This is a genomic window from Parazoarcus communis (assembly GCF_003111665.1).
Lineage (GTDB): Bacteria > Pseudomonadota > Gammaproteobacteria > Burkholderiales > Rhodocyclaceae > Parazoarcus > Parazoarcus communis_B.
In genome coordinates, this window is the sequence record NZ_CP022188.1 from 4,678,448 (window position 1) to 4,702,852 (window position 24,405).

The 24,405-nt window shown below is 52.7% G+C and carries 23 protein-coding genes; 3 read left to right on the plus strand and 20 right to left on the minus strand.

Going from position 1 to position 24,405, the window contains the following annotated elements; all coding sequences use genetic code 11:
- Window positions 1-242 precede the first annotated feature (242 nt).
- Entirely contained in the window at window positions 243-992 is a 750-nt protein-coding gene (locus tag CEW87_RS22855) for a PEP-CTERM sorting domain-containing protein (protein WP_159098228.1), read from the plus strand.
- Window positions 993-1,064: 72 nt separating this feature from the next.
- Window positions 1,065-1,502, plus strand: a complete 438-nt coding sequence (locus CEW87_RS21290; protein WP_108976246.1) for a low molecular weight protein-tyrosine-phosphatase — start codon at window positions 1,065-1,067, stop codon at window positions 1,500-1,502.
- 6 nt (window positions 1,503-1,508) lie between these two features.
- On the opposite strand, the gene CEW87_RS21295 is transcribed toward CEW87_RS21290, so the two are convergent.
- The 19 genes from CEW87_RS21295 to CEW87_RS21385 form a co-directional block, all read right to left on the minus strand.
- Window positions 1,509-2,636, minus strand: a complete 1,128-nt coding sequence (locus CEW87_RS21295) for a lipocalin family protein (protein ID WP_159098229.1) — start codon at window positions 2,634-2,636, stop codon at window positions 1,509-1,511.
- 15 nt (window positions 2,637-2,651) lie between these two features.
- Window positions 2,652-3,335: a (d)CMP kinase gene (gene cmk / locus CEW87_RS21300; RefSeq protein ID WP_108976250.1), complete on the minus strand. Its 684-nt coding sequence runs from the start codon at window positions 3,333-3,335 to the stop codon at window positions 2,652-2,654.
- Between the two features lie 42 nt (window positions 3,336-3,377).
- A complete protein-coding gene (gene kdsB, locus CEW87_RS21305) occupies window positions 3,378-4,160 on the minus strand; it encodes a 3-deoxy-manno-octulosonate cytidylyltransferase (RefSeq protein ID WP_108976252.1) in 783 nt (260 codons plus the stop codon).
- 43 nt (window positions 4,161-4,203) lie between these two features.
- Window positions 4,204-5,136 (minus strand): KpsF/GutQ family sugar-phosphate isomerase, encoded by a 933-nt coding sequence (locus CEW87_RS21310; protein WP_108976254.1) that lies wholly within the window; start codon window positions 5,134-5,136, stop codon window positions 4,204-4,206.
- A gap of 77 nt (window positions 5,137-5,213) precedes the next feature.
- Window positions 5,214-6,062, minus strand: coding sequence for a 3-deoxy-8-phosphooctulonate synthase (gene kdsA, locus CEW87_RS21315; RefSeq protein ID WP_199917243.1), 849 nt, complete (start codon window positions 6,060-6,062; stop codon window positions 5,214-5,216).
- 37 nt (window positions 6,063-6,099) lie between these two features.
- Window positions 6,100-7,278 (minus strand): hypothetical protein, encoded by a 1,179-nt coding sequence (locus tag CEW87_RS21320; protein WP_159098230.1) that lies wholly within the window; start codon window positions 7,276-7,278, stop codon window positions 6,100-6,102.
- 22 nt (window positions 7,279-7,300) lie between these two features.
- Window positions 7,301-7,888, minus strand: a complete 588-nt coding sequence (locus CEW87_RS21325; RefSeq protein ID WP_108976257.1) for an acyltransferase — start codon at window positions 7,886-7,888, stop codon at window positions 7,301-7,303.
- 8 nt (window positions 7,889-7,896) lie between these two features.
- The gene (locus tag CEW87_RS21330; protein WP_108976259.1) at window positions 7,897-9,201 is read right to left on the minus strand and encodes an oligosaccharide flippase family protein; all 1,305 of its coding nucleotides are present in this window, start codon (window positions 9,199-9,201) and stop codon (window positions 7,897-7,899) included.
- Window positions 9,202-9,238: 37 nt separating this feature from the next.
- Window positions 9,239-10,516, minus strand: coding sequence for a capsular biosynthesis protein (locus CEW87_RS21335; RefSeq protein WP_108976262.1), 1,278 nt, complete (start codon window positions 10,514-10,516; stop codon window positions 9,239-9,241).
- 25 nt (window positions 10,517-10,541) lie between these two features.
- Window positions 10,542-11,267, minus strand: coding sequence for a WecB/TagA/CpsF family glycosyltransferase (locus tag CEW87_RS21340; RefSeq protein WP_108976264.1), 726 nt, complete (start codon window positions 11,265-11,267; stop codon window positions 10,542-10,544).
- 18 nt (window positions 11,268-11,285) lie between these two features.
- Entirely contained in the window at window positions 11,286-12,191 is a 906-nt protein-coding gene (locus CEW87_RS21345) for a glycosyltransferase family 2 protein (protein ID WP_108976266.1), read from the minus strand.
- A complete protein-coding gene (locus tag CEW87_RS21350; RefSeq protein WP_108976268.1) occupies window positions 12,191-13,315 on the minus strand; it encodes an NAD-dependent epimerase/dehydratase family protein in 1,125 nt (374 codons plus the stop codon). The genes CEW87_RS21345 and CEW87_RS21350 overlap by 1 nt, the downstream gene beginning before the upstream one ends.
- Before the next feature lie 62 nt (window positions 13,316-13,377).
- Window positions 13,378-13,923 (minus strand): dTDP-4-dehydrorhamnose 3,5-epimerase, encoded by a 546-nt coding sequence (rfbC, locus tag CEW87_RS21355; protein WP_108976270.1) that lies wholly within the window; start codon window positions 13,921-13,923, stop codon window positions 13,378-13,380.
- Window positions 13,923-14,804, minus strand: a complete 882-nt coding sequence (gene rfbA, locus CEW87_RS21360; protein WP_108976272.1) for a glucose-1-phosphate thymidylyltransferase RfbA — start codon at window positions 14,802-14,804, stop codon at window positions 13,923-13,925. The genes rfbC and rfbA overlap by 1 nt, the downstream gene beginning before the upstream one ends.
- 15 nt (window positions 14,805-14,819) lie before the next feature.
- Window positions 14,820-15,719 (minus strand): dTDP-4-dehydrorhamnose reductase, encoded by a 900-nt coding sequence (gene rfbD / locus CEW87_RS21365; RefSeq protein ID WP_108976274.1) that lies wholly within the window; start codon window positions 15,717-15,719, stop codon window positions 14,820-14,822.
- Window positions 15,720-15,723: 4 nt separating this feature from the next.
- Window positions 15,724-16,782: a dTDP-glucose 4,6-dehydratase gene (gene rfbB / locus CEW87_RS21370; protein ID WP_108976276.1), complete on the minus strand. Its 1,059-nt coding sequence runs from the start codon at window positions 16,780-16,782 to the stop codon at window positions 15,724-15,726.
- Between the two features lie 179 nt (window positions 16,783-16,961).
- On the minus strand, window positions 16,962-19,205 hold the full coding sequence (locus CEW87_RS21375; RefSeq protein WP_234421609.1) for a polysaccharide biosynthesis tyrosine autokinase: 2,244 nt from the start codon (window positions 19,203-19,205) through the stop codon (window positions 16,962-16,964).
- 96 nt (window positions 19,206-19,301) lie between these two features.
- Complete coding sequence (locus CEW87_RS21380) at window positions 19,302-20,483, minus strand: polysaccharide export protein (RefSeq protein ID WP_108976278.1); 1,182 nt, start codon at window positions 20,481-20,483, stop codon at window positions 19,302-19,304.
- 330 nt (window positions 20,484-20,813) lie between these two features.
- On the minus strand, window positions 20,814-21,098 hold the full coding sequence (locus CEW87_RS21385) for a hypothetical protein (protein ID WP_159098231.1): 285 nt from the start codon (window positions 21,096-21,098) through the stop codon (window positions 20,814-20,816).
- Window positions 21,099-21,519: 421 nt separating this feature from the next.
- On the opposite strand from CEW87_RS21385, the gene CEW87_RS21390 reads away from it, so the two are divergent.
- Complete coding sequence (locus CEW87_RS21390; RefSeq protein WP_199917085.1) at window positions 21,520-22,914, plus strand: undecaprenyl-phosphate glucose phosphotransferase; 1,395 nt, start codon at window positions 21,520-21,522, stop codon at window positions 22,912-22,914.
- 45 nt (window positions 22,915-22,959) lie between these two features.
- Here CEW87_RS21390 and CEW87_RS21395 read toward each other — a convergent pair whose 3' ends face one another.
- The gene (locus tag CEW87_RS21395) at window positions 22,960-24,399 is read right to left on the minus strand and encodes a hemerythrin domain-containing protein (RefSeq protein WP_159098232.1); all 1,440 of its coding nucleotides are present in this window, start codon (window positions 24,397-24,399) and stop codon (window positions 22,960-22,962) included.
- Window positions 24,400-24,405: the final 6 nt, after the last annotated feature.

Below are 24,405 nucleotides of genomic sequence, written 5' to 3' on the forward strand. Positions count from 1 at the left end.
TTTCTGCAACACAACAATGTCGGGATTTTTTACACCCGAAAACTATCCGAAACCTCGAGAAGCCCGTATTTCCTTATCATTCATCGGATTGCGTTTATTGGTATGTATTTTGCTATCTACAAACGACATAGACTCTGCGTCATGAAATGCTTCAATGCACAATGTGACAACAGGGCAACAGGATTCAGCCGTACCAAAAAAACCGCAGCGCAATCGACCCAACCGACCTTAAAGGCCAGTCCATGAAAAAATTTGCAATGCTCGCCACCGCCGTCGTGCTGTCTGCGACCGCCGCGCCTTCGTTCGCCTACACCGTGTCGAACAGCCTCACGGGCAACTTCGCCATCACCGGTCTCAACGACGGCACCCCCGGCACCTACAACCTTGCTTTCACCGGCCTGAACGGCGACCTCCACCTCGTCGTTCCGACCAGCGGCTCGTACACCGTCTACACGGGCGGCTCCGCCACCGTAAACTGGGGCGGCACCGGCTCCCCCATCACGTTGCCCGCCGCACCCGCCGTCGAACTCTTCTCCGGCCTCCTCGGCCTGAGCAGCGCAACGCCGGGTGACTACAACTTCATGTTCAATTCCGGCGTTTCCGTGCCGCTCGCCACCAACACGTTCTCCGTAGCTTACGACGGCAGCACCTCAAACGCTGTTATCGCAACGCTCAACTCAATGCTTGGCGGCCCCGTGTTCAGTGACCCCAACGGCAGCGGCGTGCTGAATATTGCCTACAGCCTCTTCACCGACGGCTTCACCGTGGCAGTCACCGAAGCCGCAGCAGGCTGGCCCGGCTTTGGCGCACTCCTGGGCGCAATGGATGCCATGGGCTCGCCGGCAACAATCGGCACGATCGACGGCACCTTTGCACTCGCCGGCGTGACCGCCAACCTCGTCTCCAACGACGTCCCCGAACCCGCCACCCTGGCCCTGCTAGGCCTCGGCCTGGCTGGTCTCGGCGCCATGCGTCGTCGCAAGCAAGCCTGATCAAGCAGCACTACAATGCAAAGCCGGCGCTCCTGCAAGGGAGCGCCGGCTTTTTCTCATTACAGTAGCGATATGTTCGAAAAAATCCTGACTGTCTGTACCGGCAACATCTGCCGCAGCCCGCTGGCCGAATTCCTGCTGCGCGAACACCTCGCAAATGCAGGTAAAAAGGCCGAGGTCCGCTCCGCAGGCATCGGCGCCCTCATCGGCCACCCCGCAGACGAAACCGCTGCCAGCGTTGCGCTGACACACGGCACGTCGCTGGAAGGCCACCACGCCCAGCAGATCACCATACAGCTCTGTCGCTGGGCCGATCTCATCCTGGTAATGGAACAGCACCACCTGGACTACGTCACCGACATCGACGCCACCGCGCGCGGCAAAACCTTCCTGCTCGGCCACTGGAGCAAGCGCGAGATTCCCGACCCCTACCGCAAAGGGGAAGCCGCGCATCAGCAAGCCTACGCAGAGATCTCCAGCGCAGTAACAAGCTGGATCTCCAAGCTGTAAGCCCGCTTACTTTGGCGGCTGCAACGCCTTGATGTGGTCGTAACCGCTCATCTCAAGAAATCCCTTCCCGGACTTTGCGCCTTTGACCGAAACACCACCTTCCCAGTAATAGCTGAAGGTAGTCTCGAGCCCATTGAACTCGCTCTCTGCTTTCTCGGGCCGCACCTGAATGACGCCGAAGGGCGTCCTCACATCCCACCCTGCGGGATAACGCACACGGGACCGCTCACTCTGCCAACTGCCAACCGGCACCAGTTCAAGATCCGACTCCGCAAGCGGCGTGACCTTTCCGTTACTCTGCAGCGAACCCGCGAGCATTACCCGTCTCGCGGCCTTGTCGAACAGTTCGTAGATCATCAAGTCAGAACCATCGTCCATCTGCAGCGCAAACCAGTTCCATCCCAAAAGCGTACTGTCGAAGTCGCCCCACTGGTGATCGAACCATACGTCACCCTCCACCTCCACGGTCTTCCCGCTCGCATCCCTAACGGTTCCCTTGGCTGCGAGTCGCGGACGTGAGTAGTAATAACTCATACCCGCCTCACCGAAATCCAGAATACCCGGCGTTCTGGAGCCCACAGCCCGATGCAGCATCGGCGTACCACGCTCCTGCATCGTCAAGGCCAGCTTCTGCCCCTCAGCATCAACATTGACAATGTGTTGAGTACCCTCGCTGCTGATTTCCCAATCTGCCTGGCGAAAATTGAATCCCTGCACCGACTCGCCCGTTGGAACGCCTGCAGTACGCATCGCACGCTCCACACGTTTGCCACTGGCCAGATCCATCAATGAAAAATGCAGCACCGTGTGCCGCACCACACCGCCGCGAAGAAACAGCGTGGCGTGAAAGCCATAACGCTCGCCACTAGAGCCCGAGAGATGGCCAGTGTAGTACCACCACTCGGTGAGGTCATCGTGCGCGCCCTTATCGGCAGCAAGTGATAGGGGTCGCAGGGTAGCGGTGCGTTCAGTAACGACAGGATCGCTGTCTTTAATTCGTGGACCAGGCCCCGCGACTGTGGACAAAATCGCATACAACGCGACTGCCAAGCCGAGAAATAGAACGGTTGCAAAGCGCCAGCAGTAACGCTGCCAGGCATTGCGCCGGATGCGCTCTTTCGTTCGAACTCTCACCACGCACACCTCAAATCACTTCTCATGCCCCAACCCGAATGATCCAAGGATACGGCTTACAACCTCATCGATTCCTAGCGACGATGAATCCACGACGATCGCATCGTCCGCTGCTTTGAGCGGTGAAACCCCGCGCTCACTATCGAGTCGATCCCTTGACTCAATCTGCTCAGTAATCTCCGCAAGACATGGCGACTGACCAGCCTGAGACAATTGTTCGTATCTTCGCCGAGCACGCACAGACGCACGCGCCGTCAGAAACACCTTGTAGGGGGCGTCGTAAAAAACAACTGTACCCATGTCGCGACCATCAGCGATCAAACCCGGTTTTTTAAAAAAAGAGCGCTGCAACTCAAGCAGAGCGGCCCGCACGGCACCAATTGCCGCTATCCGGGACGCAGCCATACCTGTGCTCTCAAGTCGGACCTGTGCAGTCGAGTCCATACCATCGACGAGGACCAACATCCCGCCCGATTCCTGTCGCTCCAACACCACGGATGCCGACCTGACATGTTGCGCAATCGCATCATCATCCGCAGCAAGTAGCCCTGCCTTCTCAACTGACAGCGCAGCAGCCCGATACAGCACTCCAGAATCGAGATAGTGCCAGCCAAGCTTCTCCGCAATGAGCTTGCTAACTGTGCCCTTACCAACTCCCGATGGGCCATCAATAGTCAGCACGTTGTGGGTCGCTACCATGAAGCGCTCCTTATGCGTGGTGCCAGATCATCTCTGCTTAACTCAAACCTTTCCCATCGCAAGCAACCGCGAAACACGTTCAACGTCTGCAGGCGTATCAACTCCGTGAGGCGGCACCTCAGACCATGGCATTGCACTGATCTTCAGACCAATCCACAGTGCTCTCAATTGCTCGAGCTTCTCCAGCTTCTCAAGTTCGCACATCGGAGCGGCGGTTAACGTGCGCAGAACGGAACGCCGATACGCATAGATACCAACATGTCGTAAATAACTGGCGACCGGCCAATCAGTCTCCGGAACATCACGGCAATATGGAACGCCTGCCCGCGAAAAGACAATGGCGTTCCCGTTGCAATCCACAGTAAGTTTCACAACGTTCGGATCACGAATCTCAGCAACAGACAAAACCGGCACTGCAATCGTGCCCATCGAGAGATCAGCATTCTCCGAACAAAAAGCAGCAAAAGCCTGAAGCAATCGAACCGGCACCAACGGCTCGTCACCCTGCACGTTCAAAACAACATCATCCTCACCCCACCCGCATAGAGCGGCAACCTCTTCTGCTCGATCTGTACCGGACTCATGCCTGACGGAAGTCATCATGAACTTGATATCAAATGACTCAAGCACTCTGGCGATGCGCTCGTCATCAGTGGCGACAACGATATCCGAAGCCGGCAAAGCCTCACTAACCCTTCTGGCCACGCGAACAATCATTGGCAGACCAGCAAGGTCAACTAACGGCTTTCCGGGAAGCCTTGAAGAAGCAAACCGGGCTGGAATGACAACCCTAACCGATTTTCTCAAGGAACCAAGTTCAGACATGAAATGCCCCTAAAACACGCGAGAATACGAAGAAACGCAAAAGTTACTTTTTGAATACCCCGACAACTTCAGCTCCCTCGGAAACCAGCAAGGTCGTAATCCTCTTGGAATCCATAAGCGCGAGGGCGTCCTCAATCCGAGTACCAACAGACACCATCTGCGGATCGACCGTCATCAGATCACCCGCATTCTTTGAAAACACCTTGTTCTCAAAAGTCTCAATTGCTCGACGAACGTCACCATCGGTTATAAGTGCCCAACCGCCTCCACGCTTAACAATCGCAACGCCCAACCGTGACCGAGTCATTGCGTTAAGGAGTTCAAGCACCCCCGCGGATTCCGGCACGATCGGGAGATTCTCAGACACCATTTCATCTTCTACACGCCGTAGAAGACGGCGACCGAGAGATCCGCCAGGGTGAAACCGTGCAAAATTCTCTGGTTTGAATCCCCGCGCCTTCATCAACGTAACCGCAAGAGCATCACCCATCGCCATCGTTACCGTAGTGGACGACGTGGGCGCAAGATTAAGCGGGCACGCCTCTTCATCAACCCCTACGTGCAAATGGCAGTGAGCAGCGCGCGCCAGTGACGAAGAGGGATTTCCCGTAAGCGCGATCAGGAAGTTTCCGTTGTCCTTGAGAAAAGGAATGAGCTTGACAACCTCCTCGGTTTCACCCGAGTTCGAGATGGCCAGAAAGATGTCGTCTGAAGTGACCATACCCAAGTCACCGTGATAAGCCTCCCCTGGATGCATGAAGAAACTCGGTGTGCCCGTACTTGCGAAGGTTGCAGCCATCTTCTTGCCAACGATCCCGGACTTTCCCATTCCGCAAACGATGAGCTTGCCCTTAGCGACAAGAATCGATCCAACGGCATCAGCAAACCCAGCATCAACGCGTTCACCCGCCCGCAGCAGAGACTTTGCCTCCAGTGCAAACACATCACGAGCTGCGCGCAAGAGGTCCTCACTCATACCTATCCTCACCAAAAAATAACAACGGTCAAACCACTCACTTGATACAAGCCGCCAGATTAGTCGAGCGCCGACACCTACCGGATCTCAACCTCTGCGAAACCTTTGACCAGATCATCAATCGCTTTGACTTGAGTCAGAAACGGCTCAAGCAGTGAAAGCGGCAGAGCACTAGGACCATCACACTTGGCATTATCCGGATCTGCGTGACACTCAAGAAAGAGCCCCGCCAACCCAACAGCCATGCCAGCGCGTGCCAACTCCAGCACCTGGCGCCGGCGGCCACCAGAGGCATCACCGAATGCTTCGCGGCACTGCAGGCTGTGGGTCACATCGAAGATCACTGGACACCCACCACTCGCCTCTTTCATTTGCCGAAAGCCAAGCATGTCAACGACGAGATTGTCGTAGCCAAAAGCCGAACCCCTTTCGCAAAGGATCACCTTTTCGTTACCCGCCTCTTTGCACTTGAACACCACATGCTTGAGTTGAGCTGGGCTCATGTACTGCGGCTTCTTGACGTTGATCACACGACCAGTCTCTGCGATTGCAACAACCAGATCCGTCTGCCGGGCGAGGAACGCCGGGATCTGCAACACATCAACAACTTCCGCGATGGTCGCAGCTTGCTCGATCTCATGTACGTCCGTGATCAGAGGTACGCCAAACTCAGCCTTTACCGCCGAGAAAATACGCATCCCCTCATCCAACCCGACACCTCGAAACGACTTGATTGACGAACGATTCGCTTTGTCGAACGAGGCCTTAAAAACAAAAGGGATCCCAAGCTTCTCGGAAACCCTTACGTATGCGGCGCAAGCATTAAGTGTCGAATCAAGGTCTTCTATAACATTTACGCCCCCGAAGAGTACAAAAGACTTTTCGTTTGAAACGGTAACATCTTCGCTGATACGAATGCAGATCACTTGGTCACCCTTAAATAAACCCGAAACACAATACAATTTAACTGGACAAAATCCGGGATTGCTCAATAGGCTTCCAACCCAAAAGCATAAGCCAGAAAATAGAAACACTTAGCGGCTCTATCATTAAAAAACCAACCAACGCTGTAAAAAGTATATAGCTATTCTTTAACTTATAACGTCTAACGGCAAAGAATAAAACCATTAAATATATAAACGCGAAAGGAAAACCGTACTTATAAATCAACCAAACTATTGAGTTTGTGATCCCACCTTCATCACCCTTGGTGTAACCGTGCTCGTCTAAAAGGAGTTCGTTATACGAATCGTAATCACCACTCGGCCGGCCTAAGAAAAATCCACCGCCGGAAGCCTGCAACCCCAACACCAAATCATTAACGCGTACCAACAGACTTGCGTCATTAGAAAAACTCCGCCCAAAAGTAACCTCAAGAATACCAACAAACAAATCAGGGTAATAATAGGCACTTAGCAGACACACCACACCAACAAGAAGAAATCCGCGAGCAAAAGAACGACTTCGCTGTCGAATCATCGAATAGAGTGCCAATGGAAAGAAAATCAAAAACGCACCCATAGAAAACGTCGTTAGCATGGTAGCAAGAAAAACATAACTTATTCTTCTGTTCCGTAACGACGCCTCATTTAAGAAATAAGCCAACCCGATTAACGAACCGAAAACGCCAGCCTCCCAAAAAAAAGATTGATTTCGGTAAAACCCAAAACGTGCAATCTCTGAGGAACGGAAATACCCAACACCAAACGCAGTACTGTACTCACCATCTATAGGGACTAATACTGTTGGTATAAACAAGACGACAATAAAGCTAAAAAGACTAACCAACGCCACAAAGTACATCGTCTCGACAAATAAAACCAAAAAATCCACTCGTCGAACGAAATAATATTCACAAGCCAAAGCAGCAATAAACATCTTCAGAATTACGGCAACCTCTTTATCGTCAAGCAAGCCATCTTGAAAGAATGAAACAAGAATTAGAAATGTAACAAGCACGAACGATCTAGGGCTTACAGAAGCAAACTTTATCTTTGAACGTAGAAAACCGAACAGAAGAAATGAAAATATGAATGCTATCAAAAATTCATTGGCAGTTCGGGTTACAACAACCCAACCTCCGCTTACCAGAAGTATGAGCACTAATAACAAATAATTCATTGCGCGAAAAGTCGGATTCATGCTTTGCACCAATTCAGTAGGTCTAGCACTGGACCCAAAGTCCGGTTTCTTTACACCAATAACGGACCACCTTTGCCGGAACGCCTACAGCCACAGAGTAGTCCGGGATATCTTTGTTAACTAGAGACATAGCACCGATAACACAATTCTTTCCGACTTTTGCACCAATTATTACTACCCCTTCTCCAATCCAGGTTCCCGAACCGACACGTACAGCACCTTTTAGCGAAAGTGGTTGATCGATGATTGGAGTCTTAACATCGTCATACCTATGGCTATAGTCGGCGATATGTACTCTATCAGCAATTATCACTGAGTCCTCTATAACCACACTATCAATCGCAATTATATGGGAGTCATTTCCGATATACACTCGATTCCCAATGGACAACAACGGACTATCAACATACCCCTCAATAACCTCTATCCATCCTCCATTATTAATAAAAGTATTACTTCCGACTTCAATCCTTGTGCTACCACATACTCGTTTTGAACGAAGAATTCGAGAACCAACCCCAAATGATTTGAAAAAGATTGGGTATACAAGAAACTGAAAGAATGTACTTAGTCTATTTTTAATCTTAAAAAAAATCCCTATGTCGAACATAAACAACCTCAATGTAGCCCCAAAATATCAAGCAGAGCACTTAACCCCTTTCGAGAAGGATAAGTTTGTATTCCGAGCAACCGAAGCGAAGCATAAACTTCATACATTTTCTGACCCGCAATACTGACAGACGTTGCAACCGCAGCACCAAGACCTCCATACGATGGCACGAGTAAAAGAGCAAGAAACAGGCATATTAAAGCTGAAACAACCATCGAATCTCTAATCACTCGCTCAAATCCATAGGTCACCAAAATTGAACGCGTTGGCCCGCAAATTATTACTATTAACTGTCCAAAGCACAATACAAGCAATGACCAATAAGCAGAACGGAATTCATTACCGAAAAGCGAAAGAAGATCTCTACCGAAAAAAAACAAAATAACAAAAATTAAAATAGAAGCAACCATTAAAGCAGTTGATATTGCAGTGGAAAATGTTTCAATGCTTGAAGAATTTTCACTTGATCGTAAATTAGCAATCTTTGGCCCTACAATTGCCTCTATTGGTGGCAAGATGAAACCTGGGATTGATATCGATACACGCATGGCCATTGAAAAGATACCAACTTCCGCAACAGTCGAGAAATACCCAGTTGCGTACACGCCAATCCAAGGTAAAGACATAAGAAAAAAATTACCAATAAGCATCGAAGACGATGACTTAAGCAATTTAATCGGTCTGTCTGACTTTGCCGATTCTGGAGCATACTTTGGTGATGATTTCGTCCACAGGCCAATCGATATCAGTGCGGCAAAAGCACAAGCTATAAAATAAATTCTAGATGTATCACCGTTATCAGTCGGGCAATACAAAAACAGTAGACCTAATGAAAAAATTGGTATCCATAGAGTTAAGATACTTACACTCGCTTCAGGCTTAAGTGCGGCCTGAAGAAATGGAACATGTATGTATGCGATCGTAATCATTGGCACCGACAATGCGGCCCAGTAAAGCGAATATTTAATATCGCTAACAGCTATAAAGCCTAACGTATCAGCAAGGTAAACTAAAGCAATTGTTGCAAAAGAAACAGAAAGGCCAACAAAACCGACACGCAGTATGACGTAACGATAGAGAGCGTTTAACTCACACTCTCTATTTTCCTTAATCAAGGGTGATGCCTCACGAACAACTATTTGCTCTAGACCTAATCGGCAAACGGACGAGGCGACTGCAACAAAACCGAATGCAATCATATAAAGGCCTGTTTCAGCAGCGCCGAGCAATCGTCCAACAACTATAAAAAAAACGAAATTAGAGATCGCGCCCAAAGCTCGCAATAAAAAACCTCGTAGGACGCGCCTTACCATGCTGTAGTGTTCTTTATTCTGCGGATCATCTTATCAACTAGATTTCATTACCATGAATTTTTTTAACTATCTTGGAAACAAACGACTGATCCTGGTTTGAAAAGTGACCATCCAAGAGATACCTCTTTTTGAACGCGTTTATCAACTTAATTCTATTCGCCGACTCAGTCTCACACACGCTATTAAAGAAAACTCTCAGTTCCTCGCAGCTACGGACTCTCCACATACCATGCAATTTATCAAAGAATGAATCCCCCAACAGTGCAACATCATTACCAACCGCGAAGGAATCTAGAGCTGTCATTGAATTTATAGTTACCGTCTTCTTTGATGCATTCAGATCATCATCTAGAGAAGATGAACTTAGAAAAACGGAGTTGGATTTTTCAATTTCCTCGTAAAACTTCTGAGAGTATTTCATTCTGTATAAGGGATGTTCACGTACGATAATACTCATTCCATCCAGTAAAGCTGACTTTACTAACTGTAGCAAGCTAATATCAGTTAACTTTAACGGATTGTGGTAAATATTGTTTGCGTCTTCTGGCACTTGCATAGCGAGAAGCACCGTTAAATCAGGAACTGAATTCGTAGGTCGATCGCTTAATATCTGATTGTATAGCTTTTTACTAACTTTCTTGAGTCGATAACCACGAACCTCTGGGGGTAAAACACCAGTAAAACGAGACTGAAGAAGCGAAAGTTTGTCTAACGCTGAATAAAGCTTATTGTTCCAACGCAAGTTCAAATTGGGCCTTGGTGAATCAGCCTCAAAGGTTTCTATATCCAAAGCCCCAAGTTTCTCGCGGAACGAACAGTTAGCGTTAACCCCATTTCGATCAAGTATTGTTGTTCTATATGGACCTTGCTCAAAATATAATATTTCCGTCTTTGTCCCCGATAAAACATGCTTTATCACTTCAGCGGGCATTCGGGTATCACCACTAATGATTGCAAGGTCGGGAGAGAATTTAGTGGTTACTCGTCTTGAGTTATAAAATAATTTACACGCGTGCTCGTGTATTTCTGAAACTTCATCTTTAGTTATACCAGGATCAGAAACGTGAAAAAGTGTAATCTCGTCAAGCACCTTTTTTTCTAAACGTTCGTGACACACATTACCGAGCGCAGAGATCCATGAAACAGAAACGGTTCGTCTTCCATGCACTAAAAAATATACGTATGCACTAGGAAATACAGATATATGAAGAAACTCTACTTCACTATCAATCTTTTTCCATTCATCTTCAATGGCGCAGAAGAAACGCGCCATCGGGTGATAATACGACAAAGTCAAAATTCGTTTGTATTTCATGTATGAATTTACTATATGCTTTTAACTATTTTTTTACTGCGCGGATATATAGAATTCTGAAAATGAACAAAAAGTTTCCTAGTATGTAACGCTTCCACAACCTCTGAGGCTCAAGTAGCAATCTATATATCCATTCACAACCAAATCTTCTTACAATTAGCGGAGCCCGCTTAACCCGACCTGCAAGAAAATCAAGAATGGCCCCACCATTAATTATTAAGCACGGCCAATCTATTCGAGATTTCAATAAAGCGCTTACATGCTCTTGCTTGGGCATTCCCATTGCAAGCACAATTATCGCCGGCCTGAAAAGCAAAGCATCAGATAGATAATCGTTTTTATCCCTAAATCCGTCTAAGGCAGTCACTACAGTACAGCCGAAATCATTTATTCTTTTTGAGGCGGCTTCAAGTTCGGGTGCGGACGTCCCGTACAACCCAACTGTGCAAACTTCTTTTTTAAGAATAAATGGGATCAAGTCTGTTCCGTTCATGTTCTGGCCTGGCGAATAGCCGAACAACAACATAAATAGTTTTATTCCAATTCCGTCTCTGAGAATGTAATCTGAAGCATGAAGATCCGTGAAAAATTCGCTGTTAGTCCACGCTATATTGAAAGCATGTGCATTTAAAAAAGAAAGTACAATGGGCCCAGTCCTCGGATCAAATATTCTAAGATCATTCCAATTTTGATTTTCTGGAATGACTTGGATACGATTGAGAATTTTTGTGTCTAACGTCGGCATAAGCATAACTATATGTAAATTAATTCACTCCATTTTCTTTGGCTCTAAGATAAAGGCATCTCTCATGGCTTTAAGCTCGATTTTTCTTGAAAAGATTAAATAATATAGATATTTCACCATCCCAGTAGCAATTACTACCGGATTTTTTGCTTTTATTCCCCAGTACAGCCAATTTCGAGTTAAGTAGTACCTAGAGAAGTCTGATGAATTTCCACCAGTAGACGAGCTAATTTTGTGACTAAGAGTTATCGTCGGGGTGTAATACATACGAACGTTTTTTTTGCACAATTCACTGCAAAATATCGTGTCATCGTAATAAACAAATAACTCTTCCCACATCCTTACCTGAGTTTCTCTTAAGACTAGTGATTTAATCATCAGGGAACATGTTGGGGCATAATCAACCTTAAACAACACTTTCCCCGTCAACCTGTCTTTTTTATTGTGGCCAAAGTGGCGACAGTTACCTTTCAGATATGAGATTTTTCCACCGGCATACCATATCTTTCCATTTGTGTTGTGGTAGACCATTTTCGGAGCCAAAGCATCCACAAAACTATTTTCGGAGAATAGTTGGATATGGTCTTGTAGGAACTTTTGATCAATCTCGATATCGTTATTAAGAAAAAGTATGTGAGTGTAAGACTCATCTTCAAGAAATAAATCGATCCCTTGATTGTTTCCCTTCGCAACACCATAGTTATCCTTGTTTCGAATAAATGTATATTGATGCGTTGCATTATTCTTAATATAGGATTCACAACCGAAATCGTTCACATCGTTTTCGACATATAGGACATGAAAGTTTTTGAAAGTTTGGTTGTTAATACTGTCTATAAAACCTTTAATTACGTCGTTTGACTTATACAAGACCGTAACAATACCGACTTTAAATTCTTTCTTATCAATACCGTTATTAACCGTAGGCATTATTTGAACATCCCACGATCGCGCATTTCCTGAATCGACTTGTCGTACGTCGAAACCTCAAGATGCTGGCTTTTTACCCACTCGGCGAATTTGGTCACACCTTCTACGAACGTGACACTCGGATGGAAGGCAAGATCCTTCGAAACCTTGCTTAAATCAGCAGTGTTATGGCGAATGTCACCCACACGATAGTTCCCGGACACTTTGATGTCGCCTGGAGCGCCATAAAGCTCTTTTAGTGTTTTAGCAACGGTCATTACTGTTGTGCGAACGCCTGATCCAACGTTGTAGCATTCTCCAGTAACATCCGAATTAATGGCTTTGACGGTGGCACTTACAACGTCATCGATGTACACAAAGTCTCGACTTTCCTCGCCATCTTCAAAGATGTTCACATCCCTTCCTTGCAAGAGCAAGGTAGAGAAAATGGAGAGGATGCCCGTGTAGGGGTTCTTGAGAGACTGGCCGGGGCCGTACACGTTCTGATAGCGCAGCGAAACGGCCCCTATACCCATCGACTCACAAGCGGTAAGTACTAACTGCTCCTGTACCTGCTTCGTGATTCCATAAATGGAGGTCGGATGAATTTTTGACGTTTCATCGGTAGAGATCGACGTAACAATTTCACCAGTATCCGGGCACCGGCAGTCAAAAATACCCTTTTCCATATCTGCAGCTGTTCTGGCTACGGGGTAAACAGTTCCGGATTTCCCTTGATACCGCCCTTCACCATAAATCGCTCGTGACGATGCGACGACAACTCGCTTTACACCAGGCCGCTCCTTTTCGAGAATATCAAGAAGTATTGACGTACCCCGGATATTGACATCAACGTAGCGATCAATTTCATACATTGATTGGCCAGTACCGGTTTCTGCCGCAAGGTGGACGACAACGTCCTGCCCCTTAAGTGCTTCACTCATGATTTCGCGCGACCGCACATCACTACGAATCACTTTCACGCTCGGGGGGAGACTTAGAAACAATTGCGATGTTTCGGGATTATCTCCGTGAATTTGAGGGGAGAGGCAATCAACTACGGTCACAGTTGCACCCGACTGCACAAGCTCTCTAGCCAAGGAGCTTCCGATGAATCCCGCACCACCTGTAATCAAAACCTTCATTTTTCTCTCCAATTTCCTTTAGGCTTGTTCATCGCCCGTGAGTTATAGGCATACATATAGAATCAGCTGAACGTGTCTGCTGTGGCCAAAGACTTGCCTGCAAGATCTTTTGGCGACAACAGCGGTTCACCGCTCAACGGCCATTGAATTCCGACGGCAGGATCATCCCAAGCCAAGCTTCTCTCGAACTGTGGCGCATAGTAGTCGGTCGTCTTGTACAAAAAATCTGCACTCTCAGATGTAACAAGGAATCCATGCGCAAAACCGGGCGGGACCCAGAATTGGCGGTTATTTTCTTCGCTTAGTTCGACACCTACCCACGTGCCGAAAGTGGGTGATGATTTACGCATATCTACAGCTACGTCGAAAACAGATCCACGCACAACGCGAACGAGCTTACCCTGCGCTTGTTCTATCTGATAGTGCATTCCTCGAAGAACACCCTTGCCGGAGCGTGAGTGATTGTCTTGTACAAAGGAAACATTAAGCCCTGTTACTTCGTGAAAAGCTTTCGCGTTAAAGCTCTCCATAAAAAAGCCACGCGAGTCGCCGAAGAGCTTGGGCTCCAGAATTAACAGATCAGGAATATCAGTTTGAATGACGTTCATCAGAAAACCTTTTCTTCGATAATACTTTGCAGATATTTACCGTACCCATTTTTGGAGAGCGGAGTCGCCAGCTTTTGGAGCTGCTCGGTATCGATCCAGTTTGCGCGCCAGGAGATCTCTTCCGGGCAGGCCACTTTCAGGCCTTGGCGCTTTTCGATGGTTTGAATGAACAGGCCCGCTTCAAGCAGGCTTTCGTGTGTGCCGGTATCAAGCCATGCGTGGCCGCGGCCCATCACCTGCACATCCAGTTCGCCCCATTCGAGGTACTGCCGATTGACGTCGGTAATCTCCAGCTCACCGCGCGCGCCGGGCTTCAGGTTTTTGGCGATATCGACGACGCGGTTGTCGTAGAAATAGAGGCCGGTTACTGCATAACGGCTCTTCGGCACGACGGGCTTTTCTTCAAGGCTGATCGCCCGGCCGTTGGCGTCGAACTCCACCACGCCATAGCGCTCGGGGTCATGCACCGGATAGGCAAACACAGTTGCACCGCTTTGTTGTTTACTGGCACCACGCAGATCGCCACCGAAGTCGTGCCCGTAGAAGAGGTTGTCGCCAAGCACGAGTGCGCTGGGTCCAGTCCCGACAAACTGCTCTCCGATAATGAAGGCTTGAGCAAGGCCATCCGGGCTGGGCTGCACCGCGTACTGCAGGTTGATACCCCACTGGCTGCCATCGCCGAGCAGTAGTTCAAACCGGGGGGTGTCTTGCGGCGTGGAGATGATCAGGATGTCCCGTATGCCGGCCAGCATCAGCGTGCTGAGCGGGTAATAGATCATCGGTTTGTCGTACACGGGGATGAGTTGCTTCGACACGGCCAGCGTTGCCGGATGAAGACGGGTTCCGGAGCCCCCTGCCAGAATGATGCCTTTGCGTTGCATTGGTCGGCCCTGTTTTCAGTTTGAAAGAATCTCGTTGAGCATGCGGTCGACACCCGGTTGCCAGTCGGGCAGTTTCAGCCCGAAAGCGGCCTGCAGCTTGGCGGTGTCGAGGCGGGAATTGAGCGGACGAGTTGCAGCGGTCGGGAAAGCTGCGGTGGCAACGGGCTCGATCGCGTCAGCACTCACCTTTATTGGCAAGCCTTTTGCGCGCGCGACCTCGATAACATGACGTGCGTAGCCAAACCAGGTGGTCGTACCAGCCGCGACGAGGTGGTAGGTGCCGCAGAGTGCTGGATTAACAAGCGTCATGCGGGCGGCATGTGCAGTTACGTCGGCAAGCAGGTCTGCGCCCGTCGGGGCGCCATGCTGGTCGTTGATGATGGTGAGCCTGTCGCGTTCGCTCGCCAGTTTCAGCATGGTTTTTGCAAAATTTCCGCCACGTGCGGCGTACACCCAACTTGTGCGAAAAATCAGATGCCGACAGCCACTTGACCGAATTGCCTGCTCGCCGTCGAGCTTGGTCTGTCCATAAACCGATAGCGGAGCAGTTTCTGCATCCTCGCTGCGTGGGGTGTTACCGCTGCCGTCGAAGACATAGTCTGTTGAGTAATGTACGAGCAAGGCACCAAGCTGCTTTGCTTCGCGGGCCAACACGGCTGGCGCATCGGTGTTTATGGCGCGGGCCAGTGCTGGCTCGCCCTCCGCTTTGTCGACAGCGGTATGTGCGGCGGCATTGATGATCAGGTTGGGCGCAACGTCGCGAACGGTCTTCGCCAATGCTTCTGGCGTGGAGAAATCACCGCAAAGGCCGTTTGCACCCTGATGCCCCACGGCGACCAACTCGCCCAGCGGTGCGAGGCTGCGCTGCAGTTCCCAGCCGACCTGGCCGTTCATGCCGAATAGAAGAATTTTCATCTGTTCAGCGCTCCGCGTAGTTCTTTTCAACCCAGTCGCGATACGCGCCGCTTTGGACGTTGGCAACCCATGCCTGATTTGCCAGATACCATTCAACCGTTTTACGGATGCCGGTATCAAATGTTTCGGCCGGTCGCCATCCGAGGTCGCGCTCGATCTTGCGAGCGTCGATTGCGTAGCGACGATCATGGCCTGGGCGGTCGGTTACATAGGTGATGAGTCGGGAATAGCTGCCGGCCGCATCGGGCTTGAGCTCATCAAGTAGCGCGCACAGCGTTTTGACAATCTCGATATTGGGTTTTTCGTTCCAGCCGCCGACGTTGTACACCTCACCGGGCTTGCCCGATTCAAGGACAGCGCGAATTGCACTGCAGTGATCGGTGACATATAGCCAGTCACGGACCTGCATACCATCGCCATACACTGGCAGCTGCTTGCCCGCGAGGGCGTTTGCAATCATCAGCGGGATGAGTTTTTCGGGAAAGTGGTACGGCCCGTAATTGTTTGAACAGTTGCTGGTGGTGACCGGCAAGCCATAGGTGTGATGCCATGCACGCACAAGGTGGTCTGATGCGGCTTTACTTGCAGAGTACGGGCTGTTCGGTTCGTAGGTTTTTGTTTCGGTAAAGGCGGGATCACCGGGACCAAGGGACCCGTAGACTTCGTCGGTGCTGACGTGATGGAAACGGAAAGCACCCTTTGCATCGTCCGCAAGCGCCATCCAGTGCGCTCGGGCGCTTTCGAGCAGTGTGAAGGTGCCTGTGACGTTGGTTCGCATGAACTCACCAGGCGCATGAATCGAGCGGTCGACGTGGCTCTCGGCGGCAAAGTGAACGATTGCGCGAGGCTGATACGTTGCGAGCAGGCTGTCCACCAACTCCCGATCACAGATGTCGCCCTTCACGAATGTATGACGATCGTCCCCGGCAAGCGAGGCGAGATTCTCGAGATTGCCGGCGTATGTCAGCGCGTCGAGATTGACGACAGGTTCGTCGCTCTGTCGCAACCAGTCGAGAACGAAATTCGCGCCAATGAAACCCGCACCACCAGTTACCAGAATCATGCATCAACCTCAATCATGGAGTTTCTCCAGTCGGCAGTGATGCACGATCGGCAAGCGATCATCCAGGCATCATTGCCGGAACGGATTCAAAGCACCAACCCGGCAGCACCGGAACAAGGTGGAACCGATCGTCGCCATCAGGTTGGCAATCAACAGCATTCAGGACACAGCAAAGCGTGCTATTTGTAGTTGTACCGATACACGTACCCGCTGTATCCGTAGCGATAGCGCTGGCGGTTGGTATCGAAATCATTGAACACGAAACCTTTCACACCAACGCCAGCCTGGGAAAAGCGCTTCACGGTTTGTTCAAGCTCCCCGATGGGATGAACGCCCGCGCGGGCTACGATCAGCGTGGCACCGGTCAGGCGGCCGATGATCGCCGCGTCAGACACGGCAAGAATCGGCGGTGCATCGACAATCACCACGTCGAAGGCTTCATTAAGACGTTCCAGCAGATCTTCGAAGCGGCCATGCATCAACAGCTCGGAAGGATTTGGCGGGCGCTGCCCGGTGGTAATCAGGCTAAGGCCCGGCACTGCGGTCGTACGGACGATCTGAGCCAGATTTGCACTTCCACTGACGTACTCGCTTACGCCTCCCTCACGCCCAAAGCCGAATTCACGGTGCAAGTGGCCTTTGCGCAGATCGCCATCCACCAGGGCAACGGTTTTGCCCGATTGAGCGAGAACCGTGCCGAGATTGCGGGCGATGAAGCTCTTGCCTACGGCGGGACTGGCGCCTGAGATCAGGATTGACTTCGCGTTGGCGTCCATCAAAGCGAAGTGCAACGTTGTACGCAGGCTGCGCAGGCTCTCGATGGCGTCGTCCTCGGGGGTCTCAAGCGCGAGCAAGGCGCTGACAGGCTGTTTCTGCGCCTTGACCCTGCGTGCCAGGGCCACTTCCGCAGCACTATGGGGAACCGTTGCGTACACCGGCAGGCCAAGGCCCTTTTCGATTTTCTCCGGGTCCTCTACGACAACGCGCATCATCTTGCGCAACCAGATCAGGCCCAGGGCGCCAGCAACACCGAGCACGAGTGCCAGTGCAAGAACAACCTTTGGTTTTGGCTTTACCGGCAACCGCGAAGTAATTGCCGTGTCGATAACACGAACATCACCAACGGTGCCCGCCTTCGATACTCGGAGTTGCTGAGCAGTGTTGAGCAGTTGGGTATAGAGGGCGGTCGATACCTCGACATCTCGCTTCAGTTGCAAGGCGGTCTGTTGCGTGTCGGGCAGCCGTGAAACATCGCGATCAAACACGCCCCGACGCGAACGCAGCCTTTCGAGCTGGGCGTCGATCGTCATGACGCGCGGGTGCTGTGCGGTGTAGTTCTGACGCAGTTCTTCGCGCTGCTGCTGGAGTTTCACGATGTCGTTATCCACCTCGACGATGGATTGCAGCACGCTTTGGGTTTCGAGCGTCAGATCGACAGAGCCACGCGTTTGCCGGTAGTTGTTGTAGCTCGCTTCAGCCGTATCAAGCTGGCGTTTGAGTTCGGGCAGTTGCGCTTCAAGAAACTTCAGTGTGTTTTCAGCCTCGGCGGAACGGCGCTCAACGTTTTGCCTCACGTAGCTGGTCATGATCTCGTCGAGCGTGACGGACGCCAGCGCGCGATCCGGACCAAGCAGCGAGACCTCCAACACACCTGATTTTTTACCGCGCTCAGTCACCGACAGGTTTTCGAGGATGTTCTCGATAGCCTCTTCACGGGAGAACTTGGTGAGCGCGAAGCGGGTGCCGGGATTTGCCTGCAGATTCGAGAGGAAAAGGCTAAAACCCTGTGCGGTGGCAGTTTCGCCAACCTTGCCTTCAAACACCGGGTTGTCGTCGCCATCGAGGAGCTGATACTGCCCGTTTTCACCAACGATCAGAGTCTGTTGAAAACCAAGCCATTCGTCGGGCACTTCAAACGATTCAACCTTGATCTGCTCGCCACCCCATGCGTAACTGCTCAGCCCCAACACGGGCGCGACAGGCCCGAAGGCGTCCTGGCGTCGGGCATAGCCCTTGCCAAACAGCGGCAGGTAAACGGGCTCAGCCTTGATGGTCAGTTGCATGCGATCCACAACCCGACCCAACACCATGCGCGATGTGATGATCTCCATCTCGGTACTCACCGAGGTGGTGTCTTCGAACATGCCCTGCAGCTCTTTCAGCGCAGGAAGCCCTTTTGAAGTCTCCTCAACCTGCAGCACCGAATTGGCGCGGTAGATGGGCGTAATCGCGAACAGTGCAAGAACGCCGACCACAAGCGCAAACGACGTAAACGCCAGAATGAACCACTTGTAGCTCATGACTGTGGCAACAACTTCTCCGATGCTGAAATCGTCGTCGTCAGGCAGGCCAACATCGCGCGTCGGGATCTGATGATTTGGCTGATTGATTTGATCCGGTTGAATCAACTTGTCTGTGCTCATGCGCTGTCCGCAAAAATCATCTTCTTATTGATACTTCTACGTATTCCGACCACCGGCCAAACGGATGGGGCCGTTGAGGCCCCATCCTGGCTCAGGTCAGTAGGGCTGACCGCCACCAAACAGCGGGTATTGCGTCTGGCTGATGGTATTGAGCATGGTCGCCGTCGGCAGGATGTTGGTGATGACGCGGTTCCAGCGTGCGACGTCGGCCACGTCGACATACACGATGTCCCGCGGTTGCAGCGGGAAGCGGTCTGCGAGCAACAGGGCGTCGGGCGAACGCGCGTCCAGATGGAAGAGCTGGGGCGAATCGGTGCCACCGCGCATGACGAAGATCCAGCCCGGATTGGACGTGAGCTGATTGACGTAACCTGCGTCGCCCAGCGCCTCGGCCAGCGTGGAGCGGCGCTTGTTCATGACGTAGGAGCCAGGTTTGCTGACTTCGCCGAGCACGAAGATCTTGTTCTGCTGGCGGTCGGGTACGTTGACGATATCGCCCGGCTCGAGGCGCACGTTCTGGCTGGTAACGCCACTCTCGTACAAGGCCTGCAGATCGACGCGGTAGGTTTGACCTGCACGGGTGAGCAGCACGTTGGCGTGATCTGCCTCGGCGGTGAAGCCACCTGCGCGGTTGACCGCCTCCAGCATGGTCATCGGGATGTCGTTGATCTCGAGCAGGCCGGCCTTGGCGACCTCGCCCACTACATAGATGCGCTTGCTGCGGAAAGTCACCACGCGCACATCAAGCTGCACCTTTTCAATATAGGTGGCGAGCTTCTTGATGAGGATGTCGCGCACCTCACGCACCGTCAGGCCTCTGACCTGAATGATGCCGGCGTAGGGATAGAAGATGGTGCCGTTTTCGGCCACCAGGGTGCCCGAGGCTTCGGCCGAACGGTAGGAGCCGGCCGGGATGGTCAGCTCCGGGTGGTCCCACACGGTGACGTTGATGATGTCTCCGGGCCCGAGCTTGTAGTCGAGGTATTGCGTGTTGGGGTCAACCGGGGCTGCGGTGAGCTTGCCGGGTGTCGGCGTGGCCGCCGGCACGATCAACTGGCTGGCTTTCTGCTGCTCGATGATGAGTTCGGCGCTGATGGCCTTGACCGCCACATTGGCCGGGACGAGCTCGTCATTCTGTTTGACCGGCAACTGCACCGACGACTGCTCACGCATGGCGGAGGCGGTACTACCCGGCACCATCGCACATGACGACAAGGCGAGCGTTGCGATCAGGCCAAGCACAACACCTGGCCGCAAAAGTGAAATCTGTAAACCCATGGAACCGCCTATCTAGGTTATCTGGCTGAACTGACAGACCGTGCAGTACAAACCCGCGTGAGCTACGCGGATGCGCCCCACAGCCCCGACCAACCTGCAAATGCAGCGAACTTCGGGGCCGTTTACGCACACCGGAGCAGAAAGCAAATCAATCACTTACACGCGATCTGAACCCGACGTAAAAGTGTGACGTCCGAATATTGCCACGACATTGCTGCATTGCAACCTAAGTTGCAAAAAAGTTGCACGGCCGACGAATGTCGCAGACCTTCTACGACAACCTGAAACGCATGCGCAAACGCAGCATTCAGGGACCTTACGGGCGATCACTCAGCGCGAAAACCGCTTGAGGACCACCATGCCGACCATCAGCGCCCCAGCGAGCGCAAGGTTGAAGTCGCCCTCATCGCTCGGGGCGTGTTCGCTTTGCATCGCCTGCGAGTCGCCCGACCTCAGCTCGTTACTGTGTGTTGTGGGTACGACCATCATGGCCACCGGAGCCAACGCAATCTGAGTTGCAGTGCCTGACGATGGTGCGGCACCCATCGAGTTGGCCGCAGCCGCAGTTGCGGCACCAGCGAGCAGGAATGGGGCGAGAAGTTTGAAGACTTTCATGAGACTACCCATGACCTGGTTGAGATTGACTCCACCAGAGCAAAAAACGCACCAAGACTTGATGCAACAGACATTTCAGAAATGAAAACTCAGCAATAACCGTACGTTGCACCGCAGCAATCCAGACTAAAGTGATAGATGCGCGCGCACGCAGATTTGCGACATTGTAAATTGCACCGACATACATTGCACCAAGAAGATGCATGACACGCACCAACGCATTTTTGATGCACCAACATCGACACACGTTATATACCTGTTTTTTAACTGTTTTATTACATAAATTCGATCTATAGTTCACAGGCAAAGCAACGCGATCTCCCACGCAACATATTTTTAACGGGCGTTGTCTTTACCCCAGTGCTATATTCGCCCCGTTGCGGCAACGCAAGATTCCATTAGCCAACTCATATATACGACCATGTTTGGTGCCATCAACCAGCAGAACAACTTTCTACGCCCCGGCATCAGCCTGTTCGGGGTGGTAGCAGCGCTGCTCGACCCCGTGCTGGTTGTAGCCGTGCTGATGGCGTGCGCCTGGTTCTACGGGCAGGCCATGACGCCGCCATTTGTGATCCTGGTAGTGCTGTCGTTTGCACTGAGCTTTCCCGGCGACCTGAGATTGCACGAGCGGGTGCGTCGCGTGCTGCGCCGGGTGGTGATGGACTGGCTGCTGTTCGCCGTCATACTGGGTGGCTTCGGGTATGCCAGCGGCTACCTGTTCAGCTTTCCGCAGCAAATGCTTCTGGCATGGGCTGTCGCCACACCGGTCACGGTGGGCGCTGCGCATCTGTTTGTACGGTATCTGGTGCCGCAGGTTTTTGCACTGCACAGTCAGCAGCAGAAAGCGGTGGTGGTTGGTGTCAATGAAATCGGCTTGAAGCTGGTGCAGCAATTCAGCAGCACGCCCTATCTGAACACCAAGGTGCTGGCCTTTTTCGACGACCGCAGCGACGAGCGCCTGCGCGCTTCACAGGGTGTGCCGGTGCTGGGCAAGCTGGCGGAACTGGCCGATTTCGTGAAGCTCAACCAGGTGGGCGCGATCTACCTGGCGCTGCCGATGGCGGCGCAGCCGCGCATCCTGAGCCTGCTGGACGACCTCAAGGACACCACGGCTTCGATCTATTTTGTGCCGGACATCTTCATTACCGACCTGATTCAGGGCCGCGTGGACCAGATTGCCGGGGTGCCGGTGGTGGCGGTGTGCGACACGCCTTTCACCGGACTGAACGGCGTGGCGAAGCGGCTGATGGACATCGTGCTGTCGGCGCTCATCCTGCTGATGCTGTCGCCGATCCTGCTGGGGCTCTCCATCGGGGTGAAGATGTCCTCCCCCGGTCCGGTGATCTTCAAGCAGCGCCGCTACGGGCTCGATGGCAAGGAGATTCTTGTCTACAAGTTCCGCTCGATGACGGCCACCGACAACGGTGCGGTGGTGAAGCAGGCCACCAAGAACGACCAGCGCATTACCCCGTTTGGCGCCTTCATCCGCCGTACCTCGCTGGACGAGTTGCCGCAGTTCGTGAATGTGCTCCAGGGCCGGATGAGCATTGTCGGTCCGCGTCCGCACGCGGTGGCGCACAACGAGACCTACCGCAAGCTGGTGAAGGGCTACATGGTGCGGCACAAGGTGAAGCCGGGCATTACCGGCTGGGCGCAGGTCAATGGCTACCGCGGCGAAACCGAAACGGTGGACAAGATGGAAAAGCGCATCGAGTACGACCTCGAATACCTGCGCAACTGGTCGCTGAGCATGGACCTGTGGATCATCATCAAGACCGCGCTGCTGGTCATCAAGGACCGCAACGCCTACTGAGCGGGCCGGCCTGGTGGCAGCTCAGTGAGAGGCGCAGGGCGAGACTCAGGCCATCGCGCCCTCCGCCCCCAGCGCCGGCAGCACCAGGCGGAACACCGCCCCCGGGCCCGTGTTGCGCAGCTCGATGTAGCCGTGGTGCTGGCGTGCCGTCTGATAGGCCAGATACAGCCCGAGCCCGGCACCACTGCCAACGGCGCGCGTGGTGAAGAACGGCTCGAAGACATGCTGGGCGATGGCGCTGTTGATGCCCGGCCCCGAGTCTGCAATCTCCAGCCAGGCCATGCCGCCCGAGCAGCCGGTGCTGCAGCGAACCACCCCACCCTTTCCGGCCACCGCCTTGACCGCGTTGTCGAGCATCTCGTCGACTGCGACGGCGAGGCCGCGCGGTGAAACCATGGCGACCGCATTGGCCTCGCACGACACATCGAACTCGATCTCGGCCGGGGCGTTTGCCTTGTAGGTGAGCAGCACCTCGTCGACGATGCGGTGCAGTTCGGTGGGCTTCGGTTCTTCTTCGGCGCCACCCGCGCTGCAGCGCAGGGCTTCGACGATGCGGTGGATGCGCTCCAGGCCGGCGCGGGATTCCGTCAGCAGTTGCGGCGCGTCTTCACGCACGAAATCACGGTCGGCGCGCTCGCAGGCGGTATTCCATTCTGCAGCGGACGCGCCCTCGGCAACGAGTCTGTCGGCGACCTCGCTGAGCTTCACGAGCTGCTCGCAGTAGCCGCCGAGCGCATTCAGGTTGCCGCCGATATAGCCCAGCGGGGTGTTGAGTTCGTGCGCCATCCCCGCGGCGAACTGGCCGAGAGCGGCCATTTTTTCGGACTGGACGATTTCTTCCTTGGCCGCTTCGAGGTGGCGCACCGCGTCCTGCAGGTCGGCGGTGCGCTCGGCGACGCGCTGTTCGAGTTCGGCCTTGGCCTTGATCAGCTCGGCATTGCGTTCGGCCACCGTGGTGTAGAGGGTGTGCACGGCGCTGACCAGCGCCCGGTTGGCGGGATCGGCGGTGGTTGCATCCTGATCATAGGCGTCCGCAGCGCTGGCGCCTTTTTCCATGGCGTGCAGCTGGCGTGACATCGACATGTCGATGCCGAGAATATGAAGCGCGAGCCAGCTCGAAACGTAGCGCAGCAGCTCTGTCAGGACGCTGCCCTGGCCGGATGCCGCTGCAGCGGCCAGGGAGTCGATCTGCGCGACGAAGTCGGCATGCGTGGCGCAATGCTTCTCGAAGTGGCGGCGGTCGATGCCGCGCTGCTTCATCATCTCTTCTTCGGTGCGGAAATGCAGCAGCGCATAGCGGCCGAGGCCGCCCATGACATGATCGAGCTCGGCTGCTGACAGGCTGCGTCCGGTCGCAAGGCGTGCGCCGAGCTGATTGACCAGGCCGACCAGCTTGAAGTGCTGCTCGTCGACTACACCGAGACCTGTTTCGAAATAGTCGGCCCAGATGAAGGGGCCGCCGGATGCGGCGTGTTCGGTGCTCATGTCTTT

Bases quoted from the DNA above. Each gene is read 5' to 3' on its own strand.
- CEW87_RS22855 (WP_159098228.1), top strand. From the start codon at position 243: ATGAAAAAATTTGCAATGCTCGCCACCGCCGTCGTGCTGTCTGCGACC.
- CEW87_RS21290 (WP_108976246.1), top strand. From the start codon at position 1,065: ATGTTCGAAAAAATCCTGACTGTCTGTACCGGCAACATCTGCCGCAGC.
- cmk (WP_108976250.1), bottom strand. From the start codon at position 3,335: ATGGTAGCGACCCACAACGTGCTGACTATTGATGGCCCATCGGGAGTT.
- kdsB (WP_108976252.1), bottom strand. From the start codon at position 4,160: ATGTCTGAACTTGGTTCCTTGAGAAAATCGGTTAGGGTTGTCATTCCA.
- CEW87_RS21310 (WP_108976254.1), bottom strand. From the start codon at position 5,136: ATGAGTGAGGACCTCTTGCGCGCAGCTCGTGATGTGTTTGCACTGGAG.
- CEW87_RS21320 (WP_159098230.1), bottom strand. From the start codon at position 7,278: ATGAATCCGACTTTTCGCGCAATGAATTATTTGTTATTAGTGCTCATA.
- CEW87_RS21325 (WP_108976257.1), bottom strand. From the start codon at position 7,888: ATGTTCGACATAGGGATTTTTTTTAAGATTAAAAATAGACTAAGTACA.
- CEW87_RS21330 (WP_108976259.1), bottom strand. From the start codon at position 9,201: ATGGTAAGGCGCGTCCTACGAGGTTTTTTATTGCGAGCTTTGGGCGCG.
- CEW87_RS21335 (WP_108976262.1), bottom strand. From the start codon at position 10,516: ATGAAATACAAACGAATTTTGACTTTGTCGTATTATCACCCGATGGCG.
- CEW87_RS21340 (WP_108976264.1), bottom strand. From the start codon at position 11,267: ATGCTTATGCCGACGTTAGACACAAAAATTCTCAATCGTATCCAAGTC.
- CEW87_RS21345 (WP_108976266.1), bottom strand. From the start codon at position 12,191: ATGCCTACGGTTAATAACGGTATTGATAAGAAAGAATTTAAAGTCGGT.
- CEW87_RS21350 (WP_108976268.1), bottom strand. From the start codon at position 13,315: ATGAAGGTTTTGATTACAGGTGGTGCGGGATTCATCGGAAGCTCCTTG.
- rfbC (WP_108976270.1), bottom strand. From the start codon at position 13,923: ATGAACGTCATTCAAACTGATATTCCTGATCTGTTAATTCTGGAGCCC.
- rfbA (WP_108976272.1), bottom strand. From the start codon at position 14,804: ATGCAACGCAAAGGCATCATTCTGGCAGGGGGCTCCGGAACCCGTCTT.
- rfbD (WP_108976274.1), bottom strand. From the start codon at position 15,719: ATGAAAATTCTTCTATTCGGCATGAACGGCCAGGTCGGCTGGGAACTG.
- rfbB (WP_108976276.1), bottom strand. From the start codon at position 16,782: ATGATTCTGGTAACTGGTGGTGCGGGTTTCATTGGCGCGAATTTCGTT.
- CEW87_RS21375 (WP_234421609.1), bottom strand. From the start codon at position 19,205: ATGAGCACAGACAAGTTGATTCAACCGGATCAAATCAATCAGCCAAAT.
- CEW87_RS21380 (WP_108976278.1), bottom strand. From the start codon at position 20,483: ATGGGTTTACAGATTTCACTTTTGCGGCCAGGTGTTGTGCTTGGCCTG.
- CEW87_RS21385 (WP_159098231.1), bottom strand. From the start codon at position 21,098: ATGAAAGTCTTCAAACTTCTCGCCCCATTCCTGCTCGCTGGTGCCGCA.
- CEW87_RS21390 (WP_199917085.1), top strand. From the start codon at position 21,520: ATGTTTGGTGCCATCAACCAGCAGAACAACTTTCTACGCCCCGGCATC.
- CEW87_RS21395 (WP_159098232.1), bottom strand. From the start codon at position 24,399: ATGAGCACCGAACACGCCGCATCCGGCGGCCCCTTCATCTGGGCCGAC.